At 69.2% G+C, this 16,084-nt stretch carries 16 protein-coding genes; 8 read left to right on the forward strand and 8 right to left on the reverse strand.

From position 1 onward, the window contains the following. Positions 1–330: 330 nt before the first annotated feature. Positions 331–1,554 carry a cytochrome P450 gene (locus OG588_RS27165; protein WP_405949576.1) on the forward strand — a complete coding sequence of 408 codons (1,224 nt, stop codon included), beginning with the start codon at positions 331–333 and terminating at the stop codon, positions 1,552–1,554. Positions 1,555–1,581: 27 nt separating this feature from the next. Here OG588_RS27165 and OG588_RS27170 read toward each other — a convergent pair whose 3' ends face one another. Then, a complete protein-coding gene (locus OG588_RS27170) occupies positions 1,582–2,130 on the reverse strand; it encodes a MarR family winged helix-turn-helix transcriptional regulator (RefSeq protein WP_405949577.1) in 549 nt (182 codons plus the stop codon). Between the two features lie 97 nt (positions 2,131–2,227). Between OG588_RS27170 and OG588_RS27175 the strand changes: the two genes are divergently transcribed. Together OG588_RS27175 and OG588_RS27180 are read left to right on the forward strand one after the other, a co-directional pair. Beyond that, entirely contained in the window at positions 2,228–3,691 is a 1,464-nt protein-coding gene (locus tag OG588_RS27175; RefSeq protein ID WP_405949578.1) for an MFS transporter, read from the forward strand. Positions 3,692–3,803: 112 nt separating this feature from the next. Further along, positions 3,804–4,232 carry a hypothetical protein gene (locus OG588_RS27180; protein WP_405949579.1) on the forward strand — a complete coding sequence of 143 codons (429 nt, stop codon included), beginning with the start codon at positions 3,804–3,806 and terminating at the stop codon, positions 4,230–4,232. Positions 4,233–4,303: 71 nt separating this feature from the next. Here the strand turns inward: OG588_RS27180 and OG588_RS27185 are convergent, their stop codons facing one another. The 5 genes from OG588_RS27185 to OG588_RS27205 form a co-directional block, all read right to left on the reverse strand. Continuing rightward, positions 4,304–4,810 carry a hypothetical protein gene (locus tag OG588_RS27185; RefSeq protein WP_405949580.1) on the reverse strand — a complete coding sequence of 169 codons (507 nt, stop codon included), beginning with the start codon at positions 4,808–4,810 and terminating at the stop codon, positions 4,304–4,306. Further along, the gene (locus OG588_RS27190) at positions 4,807–5,574 is read right to left on the reverse strand and encodes a hypothetical protein (RefSeq protein WP_405949581.1); all 768 of its coding nucleotides are present in this window, start codon (positions 5,572–5,574) and stop codon (positions 4,807–4,809) included. Before OG588_RS27190 ends, OG588_RS27185 begins: the two co-directional genes overlap by 4 nt. Positions 5,575–5,615: 41 nt before the next feature. Next, positions 5,616–5,831 (reverse strand): hypothetical protein, encoded by a 216-nt coding sequence (locus tag OG588_RS27195; RefSeq protein ID WP_405949582.1) that lies wholly within the window; start codon positions 5,829–5,831, stop codon positions 5,616–5,618. Positions 5,832–5,966: 135 nt separating this feature from the next. Beyond that, entirely contained in the window at positions 5,967–7,577 is a 1,611-nt protein-coding gene (locus OG588_RS27200) for an ABC transporter permease (RefSeq protein ID WP_405949583.1), read from the reverse strand. After that, complete coding sequence (locus OG588_RS27205) at positions 7,574–8,461, reverse strand: ATP-binding cassette domain-containing protein (protein WP_405949584.1); 888 nt, start codon at positions 8,459–8,461, stop codon at positions 7,574–7,576. Before OG588_RS27205 ends, OG588_RS27200 begins: the two co-directional genes overlap by 4 nt. A 73-nt stretch (positions 8,462–8,534) precedes the next feature. Here OG588_RS27205 and OG588_RS27210 point away from each other — a divergent pair, with 73 nt between their 5' ends. Beyond that, positions 8,535–9,050, forward strand: coding sequence for a GbsR/MarR family transcriptional regulator (locus OG588_RS27210; RefSeq protein WP_405949585.1), 516 nt, complete (start codon positions 8,535–8,537; stop codon positions 9,048–9,050). Positions 9,051–9,157: 107 nt separating this feature from the next. Here OG588_RS27210 and OG588_RS27215 read toward each other — a convergent pair whose 3' ends face one another. Then, a complete protein-coding gene (locus OG588_RS27215) occupies positions 9,158–10,669 on the reverse strand; it encodes an APC family permease (RefSeq protein ID WP_405949586.1) in 1,512 nt (503 codons plus the stop codon). 171 nt (positions 10,670–10,840) lie between these two features. Here OG588_RS27215 and OG588_RS27220 point away from each other — a divergent pair, with 171 nt between their 5' ends. From OG588_RS27220 to OG588_RS27230, 3 genes are read left to right on the forward strand one after another with little or no spacing between them, the layout of a single operon-like run. After that, positions 10,841–12,229: an ethanolamine ammonia-lyase subunit EutB gene (locus OG588_RS27220; protein WP_405949587.1), complete on the forward strand. Its 1,389-nt coding sequence runs from the start codon at positions 10,841–10,843 to the stop codon at positions 12,227–12,229. Further along, positions 12,226–12,993, forward strand: a complete 768-nt coding sequence (eutC, locus tag OG588_RS27225; RefSeq protein ID WP_405949588.1) for an ethanolamine ammonia-lyase subunit EutC — start codon at positions 12,226–12,228, stop codon at positions 12,991–12,993. The genes OG588_RS27220 and eutC overlap by 4 nt, the downstream gene beginning before the upstream one ends. A gap of 35 nt (positions 12,994–13,028) precedes the next feature. After that, a complete protein-coding gene (locus tag OG588_RS27230) occupies positions 13,029–13,637 on the forward strand; it encodes a Uma2 family endonuclease (protein WP_405949589.1) in 609 nt (202 codons plus the stop codon). Here OG588_RS27230 and OG588_RS27235 read toward each other — a convergent pair. After that, complete coding sequence (locus OG588_RS27235; RefSeq protein WP_405949590.1) at positions 13,618–14,538, reverse strand: diacylglycerol kinase; 921 nt, start codon at positions 14,536–14,538, stop codon at positions 13,618–13,620. The two genes, OG588_RS27230 and OG588_RS27235, sit on opposite strands and share 20 nt — an antisense overlap. A gap of 187 nt (positions 14,539–14,725) precedes the next feature. Between OG588_RS27235 and OG588_RS27240 the strand changes: the two genes are divergently transcribed. Next, complete coding sequence (locus OG588_RS27240) at positions 14,726–16,009, forward strand: adenylosuccinate synthase (protein ID WP_366099002.1); 1,284 nt, start codon at positions 14,726–14,728, stop codon at positions 16,007–16,009. Positions 16,010–16,084 lie beyond the last annotated feature (75 nt).

The raw sequence follows: 16,084 nt of genomic DNA on the forward strand, positions 1-16,084 counted from the left end.
GCCCGCCGCACGCGGTGCGCAGTTCCCGCAGCTTGTGCGCGAGCCGCTGCGTGCGTGCGGCCTCGACGCTGTTGACGCATCCGGCGCGGTGGGGCTGCCGATTCAGAAATGTGACACTTCCAGCGTAAGTGTCACACTTTCTCAGCCGCATACACCTGCCCCGGCCCGCTGACGGGGTGGGCCAACGGCGTCGGGAGCGGAGGACCGGGCCCCGCAACCGTTCACCACAGGTCCACAAGGCTGTGGACACTGGTCAAGACACCCCGAGATCCGCTGGACAACAGCCAGGACCCCCTGGTCAGAAGCTCGTCCACCGGTTAGCGTCCGTGCATGGCAGCTGCTGACGACCTCGCCTTCGACCCCTGGGACCCGGCGTTCGTGTCCGACCCGTACCCCGCCTACGCCGAACTGCGCGACCGGGGCCGGGTCACGTACTACGAGCCGACGGACCAGTGGCTGGTCCCCCGCCACGCCGACGTCTCGGCACTCCTGCGCGACCGCCGTCTCGGCCGCACCTACCAACACCGCTTCACCCACGAGGACTTCGACCGTACGGCGCCCCCGCCCGAGCACGAGCCCTTCCACACCCTCAACGACCACGGCATGCTCGACCTGGAGCCCCCGGACCACACCCGCATCCGGCGCCTGGTCTCGAAGGCGTTCACCCCGCGCACGGTCGAGCAACTCAAGCCGTACGTCAGCCAGTTGGCGGCCGAGCTGGTGGACGCCCTGGTGGCGAAGGGCGGCGGCGACCTGCTGACGGACGTGGCCGAACCGCTCCCCGTCGCAGTCATCGCCGAGATGCTCGGCATCCCGGAGTCGGACCGTGCCCCGCTGCGCCCCTGGTCGGCGGACATCTGCGGGATGTACGAACTCAGCCCGTCCGAGGACACGGCGGCGAAGGCGGTCCGTGCGTCCAACGAATTCTCCTCGTATCTACGCGAGTTGATCGCGGCCCGCCGCAAGAACCCGGGCGACGACCTCATCTCCGGCATGATCGCGGCCCACGACGAGGACGACGACCGCCTCACCGAACAGGAGTTGATCTCCACCGCCGTACTCCTGCTGAACGCGGGCCACGAGGCGACGGTGAACTCCACGGTGAACGGCTGGTGGGCACTGTTCCGCAACCCCGACCAGCTGGCGGCCCTGCGCGCGGACCACTCCCTGATCCCCTCCGCCGTCGAGGAGTTGATGCGCTACGACACCCCGCTCCAGCTCTTCGAGCGGTGGGTGCTGGACGAGATCGAGATCGACGGTACGACGATCCCGCGCGGTGCGGAGATCGCGATGCTGTTCGGCGCGGCCAACCACGACCCGGCGGTTTTCACCGACCCCGAGCGCCTGGACCTCACCCGCGCGGACAACCCGCACATCAGCTTCAGCGCGGGGATCCACTACTGCATCGGCGCGCCCCTGGCCCGTATCGAACTGGCGGCTTCCATGGGGGCGTTGCTGGAGCGCGCCCCGACGCTGAGCCTGGCGGCGGAGCCGGAACGCAAGCCGAACTTCGTGATCCGGGGGCTGGAGGGGCTGAGCGTCGAGGTGGAGTAACAGCCCTTCGTAGCCCATGAGTTGGACCTACGTCGCCGACCCGCCCCGGGGCCCCCGGACCTGTCGGCCGCCCGTGCGGGTCGGGCCGGCGGCGGGCGTCTTCCGCAACCGTTCGACGTGCTGCTGCTGGATGTCGCGGGAGAAGGTCAGATAGTCGATGACCAGTTCCAGCTGCTCGGGGGTATAGCGGTCGAAGACCTTCCGCCCGGCGTCTTCGAGGAACGGCCCGATCAGGCCGAAGGCGCGCTGGGTCGCCTCCGGGGTGACGCGGATCAGGGTCTTGCGCCGGTCGTCGGGGTGCGGCGTGCGGGTGAGATAGGTGAGCTTCTCCAGCCGGTCGAGCATCGTGGTGACGCTCCCGGTGGTCAGGCCCAGCTGCCGGCTCAGTTCACGCGGGGTGATCTCCTCGACGGCGAAAAGGATCTCCAGGCAGCGCAGATCGGTCTCGTTGACCCCCATGAGCCGGGCCAGCTCGCGGTCGAAGTCGTCGACGGCGCTCTGGTAGGCCTGCACGGCCGCGCCCAGCCGCGCTTCGACCGCCCCTGAGCCCGACCCCGACTCCGTTCCGCTTGACATTCGAGATATCTCCCTGCATCGTAACTATCGGTTATTAGCTTGAAAGCCAAGATGTATGAAAGTCAAGCAGAACTGACCGACCCGAGGAGTCCACGCCATGTCGTCCAGCACGACCAACCCCATGAACGTAGCCGCTGACGACGGCAGCGGGCCGGTGCCCTATCCCAAACGGTGGGCGGCGGCGTTCGTGATGATCCTCGCCGCGCTGCTGGACATGATCGACGGATCGATCGTGAACACCGCGCTGCCCTCCATCGGCAAGGGCCTCAAAGCCACCCCGGCCGACCTGCAGTGGACCGTGTCCGCGTACATGCTCGGCTTCGCCGCCACGCTGATCATCGCCGGGCACCTCGGTGACCGCTACGGCCGCAAGAAGCTGTTCCTGCTCGGCGTCACCGCGTTCGCGCTGACGAGCCTGGCCAGCGCGCTCGCTACCTCGGCCGGGGTGCTCGTCGCCTCGCGCGGACTCCAGGGCGTGGCCGCGGCCGTGATCATGCCGCAGATCCTCGCCTCGTTCCGCACGATGTTCGACGGCGAGGAACGCGGCAAGGCCTTCGCCCTGTACGGCGCGATCGCCGGGATCTCCACCGCCGTGGGTGTGCTGCTCGGCGGCGTTCTCACCGACTGGGACCTGTTCGGCTGGGGCTGGCGCACGATCTTCGTCATCAACCTCCCGCTGGCCGCCCTGGTCCTCGTCCTCGGCGCCAAGTGGATCCCCGCCTCCAAGGACCACGCCTTCACGGGCCGCATGGACCTGCCCGGCAACCTGGTTCTCGCCGCGGGTCTGGTAGCGATCGTGCTCCCGCTGGTCCAGGGCCGTTCCAACGGCTGGCCGCTGTGGGGCTGGCTCTGCCTGGCGGCGGGCGTGGCCGCGATCGCCTTGCTGACGCTGTCGGAGAAGCGCCGGGGCATCGAACACCCGCTCCTCCCCACGGACTTGTTCAAGAAGCCCGCCTTCAGCGCAGGCCTGCTCGTCCAACTCCTCTTCTACGGCGGCATGTCCGGCTTCTTCCTGGTCTTCACCATCTGGCTCCAGTCCGGCCAGGGCTACACCCCCACGCAGGCCGGTCTGCTGATGGTCGCCTTCAGCGCGGGCTCGATCCTGTCCGCCCCCGCCGTCGACCCGCTGGCCGCCAAGTTCGGCCGCAGCGTGCTGATCCTGGGCGCGCTGGTGATGGCGGGCGGCCTGTTCTGGGTCCGGCACGCGGCACAGGACTCCGCCCAACTGCACACCGGCGCCTGGCCGTTGGTACCGGGACTCTTCCTGGCCGGCGTCGGTCTGATCTTCCTGATCATCCCGCTGGTCAACACGATCCTGAGCACCGTACCGAGCGACCTCGCGGGCGGCGCCTCCGGAATCCTCTCCACCGCCCAGCAGTTCGGCGGAGCGCTCGGAGTCGCCGTCATCGGCAACGCCTTCTTCTCCCACGCGGACAAGGGCCTCACCGACGCCATCACGCACGCGGGGCCCTGGGCGATCGGCGCGTACGTGCTGTGCGCGGTCCTGTGCCTGGCCCTGCCCCGCAAGGCAGTTGGCAACCAGGCCGAGGTTGCCGCCTGACCTCCACCTCAACAGACCACTTCAACAACCACTTCAACAGACCACTGTCCTACGGCAGTTGCGCCCCACCCCACCCCACCCCGTCCTGCACGAACGAACGAAAGAGACCCCCATGTCCGAGAAGACCACCCCCACCGAGATCCTCACCCCCGCCGAGAAGCTCACCCTCCAGACCGCGGCCCACGGCGTCGTCTCCCTGATGGCGGCGGCCGACCCCGGCCTGATCTCCTCCACCCGCTCCGGCATGGCCGGCGGCAAGGCGCTGTCGTCCGCGACCGGCCTGGTCGGTCACGTCCTCGCCGAGAAGCTCAAGGGCCTTGATCTGGAGGGCAGTTCGACCGCAGATCTGGCCGACCACACCTTCACCGCCCTGGCCGCCTCGATGACCCTCCTCAAGGCCAAGGCACCCGCCGAGGCCGAGAACTTCCGCGCCACCATCGTCACGATCATGGAGGCCGCCTCCCGCGCGCACAAGGGCGGCGCAGGGCCCGCCGAGACCGCCATGATCCGGAAGATCGCCGCGGCTGTCGACAACGCCTGATCACCTGCGCTGTCCTGCCATGCCCCGCCATGCCCCGCCCTGCCTCGCCCTGACTCGCCCTGCCCCGCACGTCAGTCGCGGGTGGCGCCCTCGGGCCAGAGGACCTGCACGGGTACGTCGTGCTCCCGCGCGTAGGTGACGACGTCGGCGGTGCCGCCGTAGCCGCGGGCGGGGCGGCCGTCCCAGACGGTGAGGAGTACGTCGACCTGGTCCACGAGGAGTTCGCTGCCCGCCATGTAGGCGTCCGGGCCCGAGGTATCGAGTCCCGTGCGGTGGACCTCCGTGGCTCGGCGGAGGAGGTCGTCGTAGGTGGAGTGGTGCCAGGCGGGCAGGTCGGCGCGGTACCTCGCGGCGGGCAGGACGACTTCGAGCCGCCCGCCGTGGTCGAGGACGGTCCGGGCGAACCAGGTATCCGGACCGTCGGCGATACAACTGACGCCCACCAGGCCCGCGTTGCCGGGTTCGGTGCCGGTTCCGGTACCGGTGCGGTACGACGTGACCGCCTCCTCGATGAGCGCGCGCACCGTCCGCTCCACCTCGCCGGACAGGCCGCGGTGTCCGGTGATCCCGACTCTCATGGGGCGGTGACTCCTGCTGTGTGAGGGGGAGTTCGGGAGTTTCGGACGATCGCGATCTCCGTCGTGTCGCGTACGCCGACCGCGCGCAGCGCGTCGATGAAGACCTCCGCGAGCCAGGCCGCGGCGTTCGGGGTCCACTCGGGCAGCGCGCACACGAAGGCCGTACGGTCACGTGCTCCGGCTCGGTGTTCGGCGCGGAGCTGTCCGTGGCCGCGCTGGACGACGAGTTCGCGCACCCGCTCCGCCGCCACGGTGTCGAACAGGGGCAGGACGGAGACGGACGCCTCCGTCCGCGCGTCCGGTGCGGCCAGGGCGAACCAGTCGGCGTCCCCCACCAGGTCGAACCGGGTGTCCGGCGCGAGCCGCACCGGCACCCGCACTGTCAGCCCCATGAAGTCCAACTCGCCGACGCGGCCCAGGGAATCGACCATGATCCGGGTCAACGGCAGGACGGGCAGGTGCTGTTCGCGCAGGTTGGTCGCGGGATACACGGTCAGCCACGCGAGTTGCCGCACCCGGCCGTCCTGCGACCAGTCCCCGCCGGCGTCCGCGTGGCCCCAGCGCTGCCCGCCGAGTTCGGCACCGGCGCTGAAACGGGTGGAACTCCAGCCGTAGGCGGCGGCCCGTTTGACCGCCAGCCCGAACAGGTCCGCGTCCAGGTCGTGGTCCGCGCTGACCTGCCCGATCCAGGCGTGTTCGCGCAGCACGCCGTAGACCTCGGCGGTCATCGTGAGGTCGACGGGGTCCTCCGCGCTCGTGTCCAACGCCGTTTCCTCTCAACTCGGTCGAGTGCCGCCCGAGAGGGCTATCTGGCGCGCTGCACCACGACCCAGATGCCGAGCGACACCAGGACCCCACCCAACACCGCCAGCGGCAACTCGGCGTACAGGACACTCCAGTCGGGGCTCGCCTCGAAGCGCTGGAAGCGGGCCCGGACGTCGTACGACCACACCGCCAGCCCAACTCCCGCGCCGAGCACGGCGGTCAGACATCCTCCGGCGGCCTGCGCGCGTTGTCCCATGCCCGGGACGGACGCGTGCGGGGCGCCGGAGGTTCCCGGTCGAATTCCCCGTCGAATTCCCCGTCGAATTCCCGGTCGTGTTCTTGATCGTGTTCCCCGTCGTGTTCCCCGTCGTGTTCCCCGTCGTGTTCTCGGTCAGGTGGTGAGGTCGCGGCGGCGTAGACCTGCCAGTCCTACGGCGATCAGGGCGGCGGCGATCGCCGTGAGGACGACTACCGGGCCCCACGCCATGTCTCCGCCCGGGAGCTTCGGCAGGTGGCCGAAGGGGGAGACGTCCAGGACCGCCTGGGGGAGGTTCAGCGCGGGGCCGATCCAGCCGAGCGCGAGGGCCAGTCCGGCCGCTGCCCAGGATGCCGGGGACAGGCGCGGGGAGATTCCATGGAGCAGCACCGCGAGGGCGCCCAGGGTCCAGATCGCCGGGAGTTGGACCAGGGTGGCGGCCAGGATCGGGCCCGGTTCGGCGCCGTAGCCCAGGGTCAGGCCGAGGCCGCTCAGCAGCATGATGACGACCGCGCCGGCGAAGGCGATCGTCAGGTGGCCGGCGGCCCAGCGCAGCCGGCCGACCGCGTTCGCGAGGATCGGTTCGGCACGCTGGCCGGTCTCCTCGCTGTGCAGCCGTAGGACCGACGAGACCGCGTACAGCGCGGCGAGCATGCCGAACATGCCGACCATCGTGGCCAGGAACGCGTCCTCGATGCCCGACTGGCCGCCCATCCGCTCGATGATCTCGCGGGTCTTGGCGTTGTCCCCGACCAGGTCCGCCGCGCCCTTCGTGATGCCGCCGAAGGCGACCCCGGCGGCGAGGAAGCCCAGGCCCCAGCCCAGTACGCTGCCCCGCTGGAGCCGCCAGGCCAGCGCGCCCGCTGTGCCGAGGCGGCCGTGGGCCGGGCCGGGGCGGGCGGGGAAGAAGCTCATTCCTACGTCTCGGCGGCCCGCCAACTCGTAGGCGACTACGCCCTGTACGAGGGTCGCCGCCGCGAACAGGGCCAGCACCCACCACCGTTCCGCCGCGAACGGGCGAAGGTTCTCCAGCCAGCCGATCGGGGAGATCCAAGTCGCGGGGGAGGAGCCGTCGTTGGTGGTCGAGTCCCCCACCGCGCGGAGGACGAAGGCCGCGCCCAGCAGTCCGCCGGTCAGGCCCTTCGCCAAATGGCCGCTGTCCGTGAACTGCGCGACGATCGCCGCGAGCGTCGCGAACACCATGCCGACTCCGCCGATGCCGAGCCCGAGGGCCAGCGCTCCCGCCGCTCCCTGGCCTGCCATACCGGTCGTGATCAGCAGCGCCAGCGCGGAGTTGGCGACCAGCGCCGTCAACAGGGCTGCTGTCAGCGGGGCTCGGCGGCCGACCATCGCCGAGGAGACGAGTTCCTGGCGGCCGCTCTCCTCCTCGTCACGGGTGTGCCGTACGACGACGACCAGGCTCATGATCCCGGCGAGGATCGCGGCGTAGCCGCCGATGCGCCAGGCGGTGAGGCCGCCGAGGGAGTCGCTGAACACCGGGCCGTAGGTCGCGCGCAGCGAGCTGTTGGCGAGCATCTGGCGGGCGATGTCGGCTCGTTCGGCCGGGGTGGAGTACACGCTCTTCAGGGAGCCGGGGAGGGAGAGGACCAGCAGGCCGGTCACCGCCACCCAGGCCGGGATCACCACGCGGTCGCGGCGCAGGTTGAAGCGCAACAGGGCGCCGGTGCCCGCCAGTTGGCGCGAGCCGCTGACGCCGGGGCGGGCGGGGAACGCGGCGGCCGTCATGCCGTCTCCTGGTAGTGGCGGAGGAACAGCTCCTCCAGCGTCGGCGGCTTCGAGGTCAGGGAGCGCACGCCGGACTCGCTCAACGACCGCAGTACAGCGTTGAGTTGGTCTGCCTCCACCTGGAGGCGGACGCGATGACCCTGTACGTCGAGGTCATGCACGCCGGGGATGGACGCCAACCCGTTGGGGGCGCCGGTGAGTTCGGCCGTCACGCTGGTGCGGGTGAGGTGGCGCAGGTCGGCCAGCGAACCGCTTTCCACCGTGCGGCCCTTGCGGATGATGCTGACTCGATCGCACAACTCCTCTACCTCGCTGAGGATGTGGGAGGAGAGCAGGATCGTACGACCCCGGTCGCGTTCCTCCTCCACGCAGCGCTGGAAGACCTCTTCCATCAGGGGGTCGAGGCCGGACGTCGGTTCGTCGAGGATCAACAGGTCCACGTCCGAGGCGAACGCGGCGACGAGCGCGACCTTCTGGCGGTTGCCCTTGGAGTACGTGCGGCCCTTTTTGGTGGGGTCGAGTTCGAAGCGGTCGATCAGCTCGGCACGGCGGGACTTGTCGAGGCCGCCGCGCAACTTGCCGTAGAGATCGATGACTTCGCCTCCGGAGAGGTTGCGCCACAGGGTCACGTCGCCGGGGACGTAGGCGACCCGGCGGTGCAGTTCGACGGCGTCGGTCCAGGGGTCGCCGCCCAGGAGCTGGGCCGCGCCCGAGTCCGCGTGGAGGAGGCCGAGCAGGACGCGGATCGTCGTGGACTTGCCGGAGCCGTTGGGGCCGAGGAAGCCGTGCACTTCGCCGGCCTCGACGTCCAGGTCGAGACCCGCGAGGGCTTGCGTCTTGCCGAACGACTTGTGCAGTCCGGAGACGGTGATTGCCTTCGTCATGGAGCCGAACGTACGCTTCTTTCAGAAATTTGTGAAGTTAAGGAAGCGTGTGAAGCGCGGGTAAGGTGGTTCCATGACGGATACATCTGGTGCGAAGGACACATCCGGTGGGCGGGACGCGGAGTCCGTGTCGAAGTTTGTCGAGTCCTTCGCGGCGCAGCTCGTCGAGGCGGGGATGCAGCGGATGCCTGCGCGGATCTTCGCGGCGCTGCTCTCCTCCGACGAGGGGGCGATGACCTCCGTCGAGCTGGGGGAGCAGCTGCGGATCAGTCCGGCGGCGGTGTCCGGTGGGGTGCGGTATCTGGCGCAGCAGCACATGGTGTCGCGCGAGCGTGAACCCGGTTCACGGCGCGAGCGGTATCGGGTTCAGGGCAACCAGTGGTATGAGGCGCTCACCAACCGCGAGGCCGTTCTCAAGCGGTGGGAGGCGGCGTTGGGCGAGGGGGTCACGAGTCTCGGCGCGGATACGCCGGCGGGGCGCCGTATGGCAGAGACGCTGGCCTTTTTCGAGTTCGTCGACGGGGAGATCGCGGCGATGATGGAGCGGTGGAGGGTTCACCGTGAAACGCGGTTCGGTGGAGCTACTTAAGGGGCGCGGGGAACTGCGCGACCAGCCACAACGCTCCCGCAGATTTGTACTCGTCTGCGGCCCGGTGGTGGGCTGGTCGCGCAGTTCCCCGCGCCCCTAAAAAATCTTCAGCGCTCCTTGGTTTCTTCGAGGACCGTGCGGCCGAGCAAGGCATAGCGCTCAGGTGCCCGGTGCTTCAGGTACTGGGCGTAGCCGATGCCCGTTGCCGCGACCAGGAGGACCAGCCACGGGGTTGCCTTCAGGAGCGGTGAGTTGGACTCCGAGCCCGCTGCCACACTCATGTTGGACACCAGGAGCAGCACCACCGCCAGCATCGCCACACCGCCGAGCAGCGGAGCGGTGAACGTCTTGAACCAGTGCCGGCTCTCGGGGTGGTGGCTGCGGAAGTACGCCAGTACCGCGAACGAGCACACCGCCTGCACCACGAGGATCGCCATCGTGCCGAGGATGGCCAGCAGGACGTACATCGCGTTGGCCGGGTCCTTGCTCGTGGCCCAGAACGCGAGGATCAGGACGGCGCTGATCACGGTCTGCACGAAGCCTGCGATGTGCGGGGAGCCGTGCTTGGCGTGGGTGCGGCCGATGGTGTTCTTGAGGGAGGGGAGGACGCCCTCGCGGCCCAGCGCGTACATGTAACGGCTGGCGCAGTTGTGGAAGGCCATGCCGCAGGCGAGCGAGCCGCTGATCATCAGCCACTGCATGAGGTCGACCGCCCAGTGGCCGACGTAGTGCTCGGTGGGGTTGAAGAAGAGGGCGAGCGGGTTCGCCGAGGAGGCGACCTTTACGGCCTCCGTCTCGCCGTTGCCGATGATGGCCATCCAGGAGACGAAGACGTAGAAGACGCCGACGCCCAGGACGGAGATCATCGTCGCCTTGGGGATGATCTTCTTCGGGTCGCGGGACTCCTCGCCGTACATCGCGGTCGACTCGAAGCCGACCCACGACCAGAAGGCGAAGAAGAGACCGAGACCGGCGGACGTTCCCTTGAACGCGTTGACCGGGTTGACCGGGCCGAAGGTGAAGCCGTGCGGGCCGCCGCCGTGCAGGGCGACCGAGATCGCCATCGCCGCGAGGACGGTCACCTCCGTGCCCAGCAGGACGACGAGCAGCTTCTCTGCGACCGATACGCCGAACCAGGTGCCCGTCGCGTTGACGGCGAGCATCACGATCGCGCAGGCCCACCACGGGACGTCAAGTCCCGTCTGGTCCTTGAGGGTTCCGGTGGCGAAGACCGAGAAGATGCCGATCAGCGCCGGTTCGAACACGACGTACGCGAAGGTGGCGAGGAGGCCGGAGGCGAGTCCGACGGTGCGTCCGAGGCCGTAGGAGATGAAGCCGTAGAAGGCGCCCGTCGAGGTGATGTGCTTCGCCATCGAGGTGAAGCCGACGGAAAAGATTGCCAGGACGACCATTGCGACGAGGTAGCTCGCCGGGGCGCCTATGCCGTTGCCCGACGAGACCATGAAGGGCACGTTGCCGGTCATCGCGGTGATCGGGGCGGCGGTCGCGACGGCCATGAAGACGACGCCCAGCAGGCCGATGGCGTTGGGCTTGAGCCGGTGAACGGCGCCGTCCTCGCTTGTGTTCGCCGCGGGGGCGACCCCTTCGTCCACTGCCATCGGATGGCCCCTCTCCTGCTGCTCTCGCTGCCGTTCGGCTGGTGTTTCGAACCGGAACTCTGTAGGCCAAATGAGTCGGGAAAGGACTGCGGGACGTTAAATGTTTGTCAACCAGACCTTTAGAAATCTGAGGAAATCTGGGGGCAACACGCGCCTCGTACGGTCGCCGACATGAGTACGTACACCTCCACCCTCGGCGGCCACCGCTACCGCTTCGGCTCCCTCGCGCGCCTGCTCGCCGCCGCGAGTCCGGAGCGTTCCGGCGACCGGCTGGCGGGGCTGGCGGCCTCGTCCGCCCAGGAGCGGGTGGCGGCGCGCTGGGCGCTGGCGGACGTACCGCTGACCGCGTTCCTCGCCGAGCCGGTGATCCCGTACGAGACCGATGACGTGACGCGGTTGATTCTCGACACGCACGACACGGGTGCGTTCGCGGCGGTGGCCGGTATGACGGTGGGCGGGTTCCGGGAGTGGCTGCTGGCGGCGGATGCCGGTGAACTGGCCGCCGTAGCGCCTGGGTTGACGCCGGAGATGGTCGCGGCGGTGTCGAAGCTGATGGGCAACGCGGACCTGGTCGCGGTCGCGCGGAAGGTGCGGGTGGTGACGGCCTTCCGCTCGACGATCGGTCTGCCGGGGCGCCTGGCCACCCGCCTCCAGCCGAACCACCCCACCGACGACCCGGCCGGAGTCGCCGCGGCCCTCCTCGACGGACTACTCCTCGGCTCCGGCGACGCGGTGATCGGCATCAACCCGGCGACGGACAGCCCGAAGGCGGTGCGGGATCTGCTGGAACTGCTGGACGGCGTGATCCAGCGGTACGCCATCCCCACCCAGTCCTGCGTCCTGTCCCACGTCACCACGAGCATGGACCTGATGGCGTCCGGCGCTCCCGTGGACCTCGTCTTCCAGTCCATCGCGGGCACCCAGGCGGCGAACGCGTCCTTCGGCGTCACGCTGGGGCTGCTGGACGAGGCGTACGAGGCGGCGCGGGGGCTGGGCCGGGGCACGGTCGGTTCGAACGTCATGTACTTCGAGACGGGCCAGGGCAGCGCCCTTTCGGCGGACGCGCACCACGGCGTCGACCAGCAGACGGTGGAGGCACGGGCGTACGCGGTCGCCCGCCGCTACGACCCGCTCCTCGTGAACACGGTGGTGGGCTTCATCGGCCCGGAGTACCTGTACGACGGCCGCCAGATCCTCCGCGCGGCCCTGGAGGACCACTTCTGCGGCAAGGTGCTGGGCCTCCCGATGGGCCTGGACATCTGCTACACCAACCACGCCGACGCGGACGACGACGACATCGCCACGATGCTCACCATGCTCGGCGTGGCCGGCGCGTCCTTCGTGATCTGCACCCCGGGCGGCGACGACATCATGCTCAACTACCAATCCGCCTCGTACCACGACGCGTTGTACCTCCGCGAGGTCCTCGGGCTGCGCCCGGCACCGGAGTTCGAGGCCTGGCTCGGCTCGATCGGCCTGCTGGGCGAGGGCGGCGAGATCAGGGACGTGTCCGGTACGACTCACCCGTTGACGGCGATCGGAAGGGAACTGGCGGCATGACGACCAGTCAAGTGGCTTCGGTGGACCGGGACTTGTGGCCAAGTCTGCGCCGACACACCCAGGCGAGGATCGGCCTGGGCCGGGCGGGCACCGGCCTCCCGACCCACCACCGCCTGGAGTTGCAGGCGGCGCACGCGGCGGCGAGGGACGCGGTCCACTCCCCGTTCGAACCGGACGTGGTGGCGGAGGCGTTGCGGGGCGAACCGACGGTACGGGTCCGCAGCGCGGCCCCCGACCGCCTCACCTACCTCCAACGCCCGGACCTGGGCCGCCGGTTGGACCCGGCGGACCGCGCACACCTGCCGGTGGGGGAGTGGGACGTGGTGTTCGTGGTGGCGGACGGCCTCTCCAGCCGGGCGGTCCACGAACACGGCGCGGCGATGGTCCGAGCGACGACGGCGTTGCTGCCGACGGCGTGGCGGGTGGCTCCGGTGGTGTTGGCGGAGCAGGCGCGGGTTGCCCTCGGCGACGACGTGGCCTCGGCGATGGGCGCGACGATGGTCGTAGTTTTCGTCGGGGAGCGGCCTGGGATGTCGGCGGCGGATTCGTTGGGGGCGTATCTGACGTACCGGCCGAAGCCCGGGGTTACGACGGACGCGGACCGCAACTGCCTGTCCAACATCCGCCCGCCGCTTGGGCTGACGTATGAGACGGCGGCGGGGAAGTTGGCGGGGTTGATGGGCAGGGCAAGGGAGTTGGAGATCACGGGGGTGGGGTTGAAGGATGAATCCGATCACATGGAAGTAAGTGAGCGACTACTCTGAGTTGCGGCTGGTCCGCATCGAAGGGAGGGCGCATCATGACACTCATGGCAGAGCGACCGGTGATGAGCGGCACTGAGCCCAGCGGCGGCTTCGAGGAGCTCTTGGACCTCCTCGACGAGCTGCATGTGCCCGACGGCTACAAGGCCGAGATCATCAGGGGGAACATCGTCGTGGCGCCGTGGTCGAAGGCCTACTACTTCGACGTCCTGGAGCTGGTGTGCGAGCAATTGCGGCCACACCTCCCCGAAGGACATCGGATCAGTGCCAATCCGTTCCTGTACGTGTTTCCGGGCTCCGAGCGCGCCTACGGCCCAGACGTTCATGCAGCGCACCGGAGCGTCAGCCGGCATACGAGTAACCACCTGGACGGCGAAGCCCTCTCCTTCGTCGCTGAGCTCACCTCCCCCTCCACCCGGGCGGTCGACCTCACCGACAAGGTCGAGACCTACGGCAAGGCCGGCGTCCCGGTCTACCTGGTCCTCGACATGCAGGAGCAGCAGGCCATCGTCTTCGGGTCGCCGTCTGCCAAGGGATACGAGGCCCGCTTCACCAAGCCCTTCGGGGAGAAGCTCCACATCCCCGAGCCTTTTGACTGCCCCCTCGACACCACCGGCTTCCAGCCCCCTAAGCCACCGGCAACGTAAGCCCCCAAGCCCCCTCCCGCACCACCCACGTCCGTGTCCGCACCGGTCCGCTCACCACCGCATCCGCCCGGTACCGGAAATCCGCCCCGGACACGGTGACCGTCCGCCCCCGCGCGGACAAGGGCGAAGCCTCCGCCCCCACCGACACCGGCCGCACCTCCACCTCGGCGAACCCCGACGCCCCGGGCGTCACGGAGATCCCCTCCACGGGCTGGTCCAGGTCCACCAGCGTCACCCCGTCCACCTCGACCCGCAGCCGCGCCGGAGCGAGCCGGGTCACACCGGTGAGCGGCTCCCGCGAGGGCCGCACCGGCACCAGCGTCCGTACCAGCGACTGACATGTCCGCAGCCATGACGCGTGCCCGGAACCAGAACCAGAACCGAAGCCGGAGCCGGACGAGGACGACGCCGTCACCGCGTCCTCCTGGTCGACCGGCGGAGCCTCCCGCATCGGAGGAAGCGACGGAATCCGCAAGGCGCCGAGCACCACCCCGTCGCTGTCGTCCACCAGAAGATCCATCCGCCGTACGACCCCGTCGAGCACCGCCCGCGCGGCCGCCACCGCCCCCGTAGGCACCCCCAGCGCCCCCGCCAGGGACAGCCCACCCCCCACCGGCACCATCGACAGCGCACATCCGGCCAGCTCCCGCTGGCGGTGCAACAGGGACACCGCGCGCATCAGCGCCCGGTCGTCGCCGACGACCACCGGCCGTCGCGAACCCCGCCGGGCCAGTACCCGGGCGAATTCCTCGGGCCCCTCCGGCAGGCACACCTTTGTCGCCGCACCCGCGCTGAGCACGTCTTTCGCGATGCGGACGGACTCCGCGTCGGTGCGCCGGGCGGCCGGATCGATGACGATCAGCAGCTGATCTGAAGTCGCGAAAGTCGCCACCTCGGCCATGCCTCGCTTCCTCGGGTAGCATCTTTGTGCAAGAGCCCCTTGCGCTATTGCGCCAGGGGCTTCGTCTATTCCGGGGCATCCGGTCCGACGGGTTGCGGCCGACGAGGGTCGCTGGCGTACGAGGCACACGCTGTGTCGCGTACGTCTCTGACCTTGGACATGCCCCGCCCGGAAGGGGTGTACGCGCGTGCCCGCACTTGTGCTGCTCGGTGCTCAGTGGGGTGACGAAGGCAAGGGAAAGGCGACGGACCTGCTAGGTGGGTCAGTCGACTATGTGGTGCGCTACCAGGGCGGCAACAACGCCGGCCACACGGTAGTCGTGGGCGATCAGAAGTACGCCCTTCACCTGCTCCCTTCCGGGATCCTCACACCGGAGTGCACTCCGGTCATCGGCAACGGTGTCGTCGTCGACCCGTCGGTCCTGTTCTCCGAGCTGAACGGGCTGAACGAGCGCGGCGTCGACACGTCCAAGCTCCTGATCAGCGGCAACGCTCACATCATCACGCCTTACAACGTGACGGTGGACAAGGTGACCGAACGCTTCCTCGGAACGCGGAAGATCGGCACCACCGGCCGCGGTATCGGCCCGACCTACGCGGACAAGATCAACCGCGTCGGTATCCGGGTCCAGGACCTCTACGACGAGTCGATCCTGACCCAGAAGGTCGAGGCGGCCCTCGACGTCAAGAACCAGATGCTCACCAAGCTCTACAACCGCCGCGCGATCGCCATCGAGCAGGTGGTGGAGGAGCTGCTGTCCTACGCGGACCGCCTCAAGCCGTACGTCGCCGACACGGTCCTCCTCCTCAACAAGGCGCTGGACGACGACAAGGTGGTCCTCTTCGAGGGCGGCCAGGGCACCCTCCTGGACATCGACCACGGCACGTATCCCTTCGTGACGTCGTCGAACCCGACCGCGGGCGGTGCCTGCACCGGCTCCGGTGTCGGCCCGACGAAGATCAGCCGGGTCATCGGCATCCTGAAGGCCTACACGACCCGTGTCGGCTCGGGCCCGTTCCCCACGGAACTCTTCGACGCGGACGGCGACGCGCTGCGCCGCATCGGCGGCGAGCGGGGCGTCACCACCGGCCGTGACCGGCGCTGCGGCTGGTTCGACGCGGTCATCGCCCGCTACGCGACCCGCGTGAACGGCCTGACCGACTTCTTCCTCACCAAGCTCGACGTCCTCACCGGCTGGGAGGAGATCCCGGTCTGCGTGGCGTACGAGATCGACGGCAAGCGCGTCGAGGAACTCCCGTACTCGCAGAGCGACTTCCACCACGCGAAGCCGATCTACGAGACCCTGCCCGGCTGGAGCGAGGACATCACGAAGGCCAAGACCTTCGCGGACCTCCCCAAGAACGCGCAGGCGTACGTGAAGGCGCTGGAGGAGATGTCCGGCGCACCGATCTCCGCGATCGGTGTCGGTCCGGGCCGCACGGAGACGATCGAGATCAACTCGTTCATCTAGGGCGGCGGTTGGAGTTGCGGTCGGAGCGGCTGCCGTAGCCGCGGTCGATTGAGGTACTTGGGCCGGTCTTGGGAA

This window comes from Streptomyces prunicolor, from assembly GCF_045162825.1.
Taxonomy (GTDB): Bacteria; Actinomycetota; Actinomycetes; order Streptomycetales; family Streptomycetaceae; genus Streptomyces; species Streptomyces prunicolor.

Excerpts from the sequence above, each read along its gene's own strand:
- OG588_RS27165 (WP_405949576.1), top strand. The coding sequence starts at position 331 with ATGGCAGCTGCTGACGACCTCGCCTTCGACCCCTGGGACCCGGCGTTC.
- OG588_RS27170 (WP_405949577.1), bottom strand. The coding sequence starts at position 2,130 with ATGTCAAGCGGAACGGAGTCGGGGTCGGGCTCAGGGGCGGTCGAAGCG.
- OG588_RS27175 (WP_405949578.1), top strand. The coding sequence starts at position 2,228 with ATGTCGTCCAGCACGACCAACCCCATGAACGTAGCCGCTGACGACGGC.
- OG588_RS27180 (WP_405949579.1), top strand. The coding sequence starts at position 3,804 with ATGTCCGAGAAGACCACCCCCACCGAGATCCTCACCCCCGCCGAGAAG.
- OG588_RS27185 (WP_405949580.1), bottom strand. The coding sequence starts at position 4,810 with ATGAGAGTCGGGATCACCGGACACCGCGGCCTGTCCGGCGAGGTGGAG.
- OG588_RS27195 (WP_405949582.1), bottom strand. The coding sequence starts at position 5,831 with ATGGGACAACGCGCGCAGGCCGCCGGAGGATGTCTGACCGCCGTGCTC.
- OG588_RS27200 (WP_405949583.1), bottom strand. The coding sequence starts at position 7,577 with ATGACGGCCGCCGCGTTCCCCGCCCGCCCCGGCGTCAGCGGCTCGCGC.
- OG588_RS27205 (WP_405949584.1), bottom strand. The coding sequence starts at position 8,461 with ATGACGAAGGCAATCACCGTCTCCGGACTGCACAAGTCGTTCGGCAAG.
- OG588_RS27210 (WP_405949585.1), top strand. The coding sequence starts at position 8,535 with ATGACGGATACATCTGGTGCGAAGGACACATCCGGTGGGCGGGACGCG.
- OG588_RS27215 (WP_405949586.1), bottom strand. The coding sequence starts at position 10,669 with ATGGCAGTGGACGAAGGGGTCGCCCCCGCGGCGAACACAAGCGAGGAC.
- OG588_RS27220 (WP_405949587.1), top strand. The coding sequence starts at position 10,841 with ATGAGTACGTACACCTCCACCCTCGGCGGCCACCGCTACCGCTTCGGC.
- eutC (WP_405949588.1), top strand. The coding sequence starts at position 12,226 with ATGACGACCAGTCAAGTGGCTTCGGTGGACCGGGACTTGTGGCCAAGT.
- OG588_RS27230 (WP_405949589.1), top strand. The coding sequence starts at position 13,029 with ATGACACTCATGGCAGAGCGACCGGTGATGAGCGGCACTGAGCCCAGC.
- OG588_RS27235 (WP_405949590.1), bottom strand. The coding sequence starts at position 14,538 with ATGGCCGAGGTGGCGACTTTCGCGACTTCAGATCAGCTGCTGATCGTC.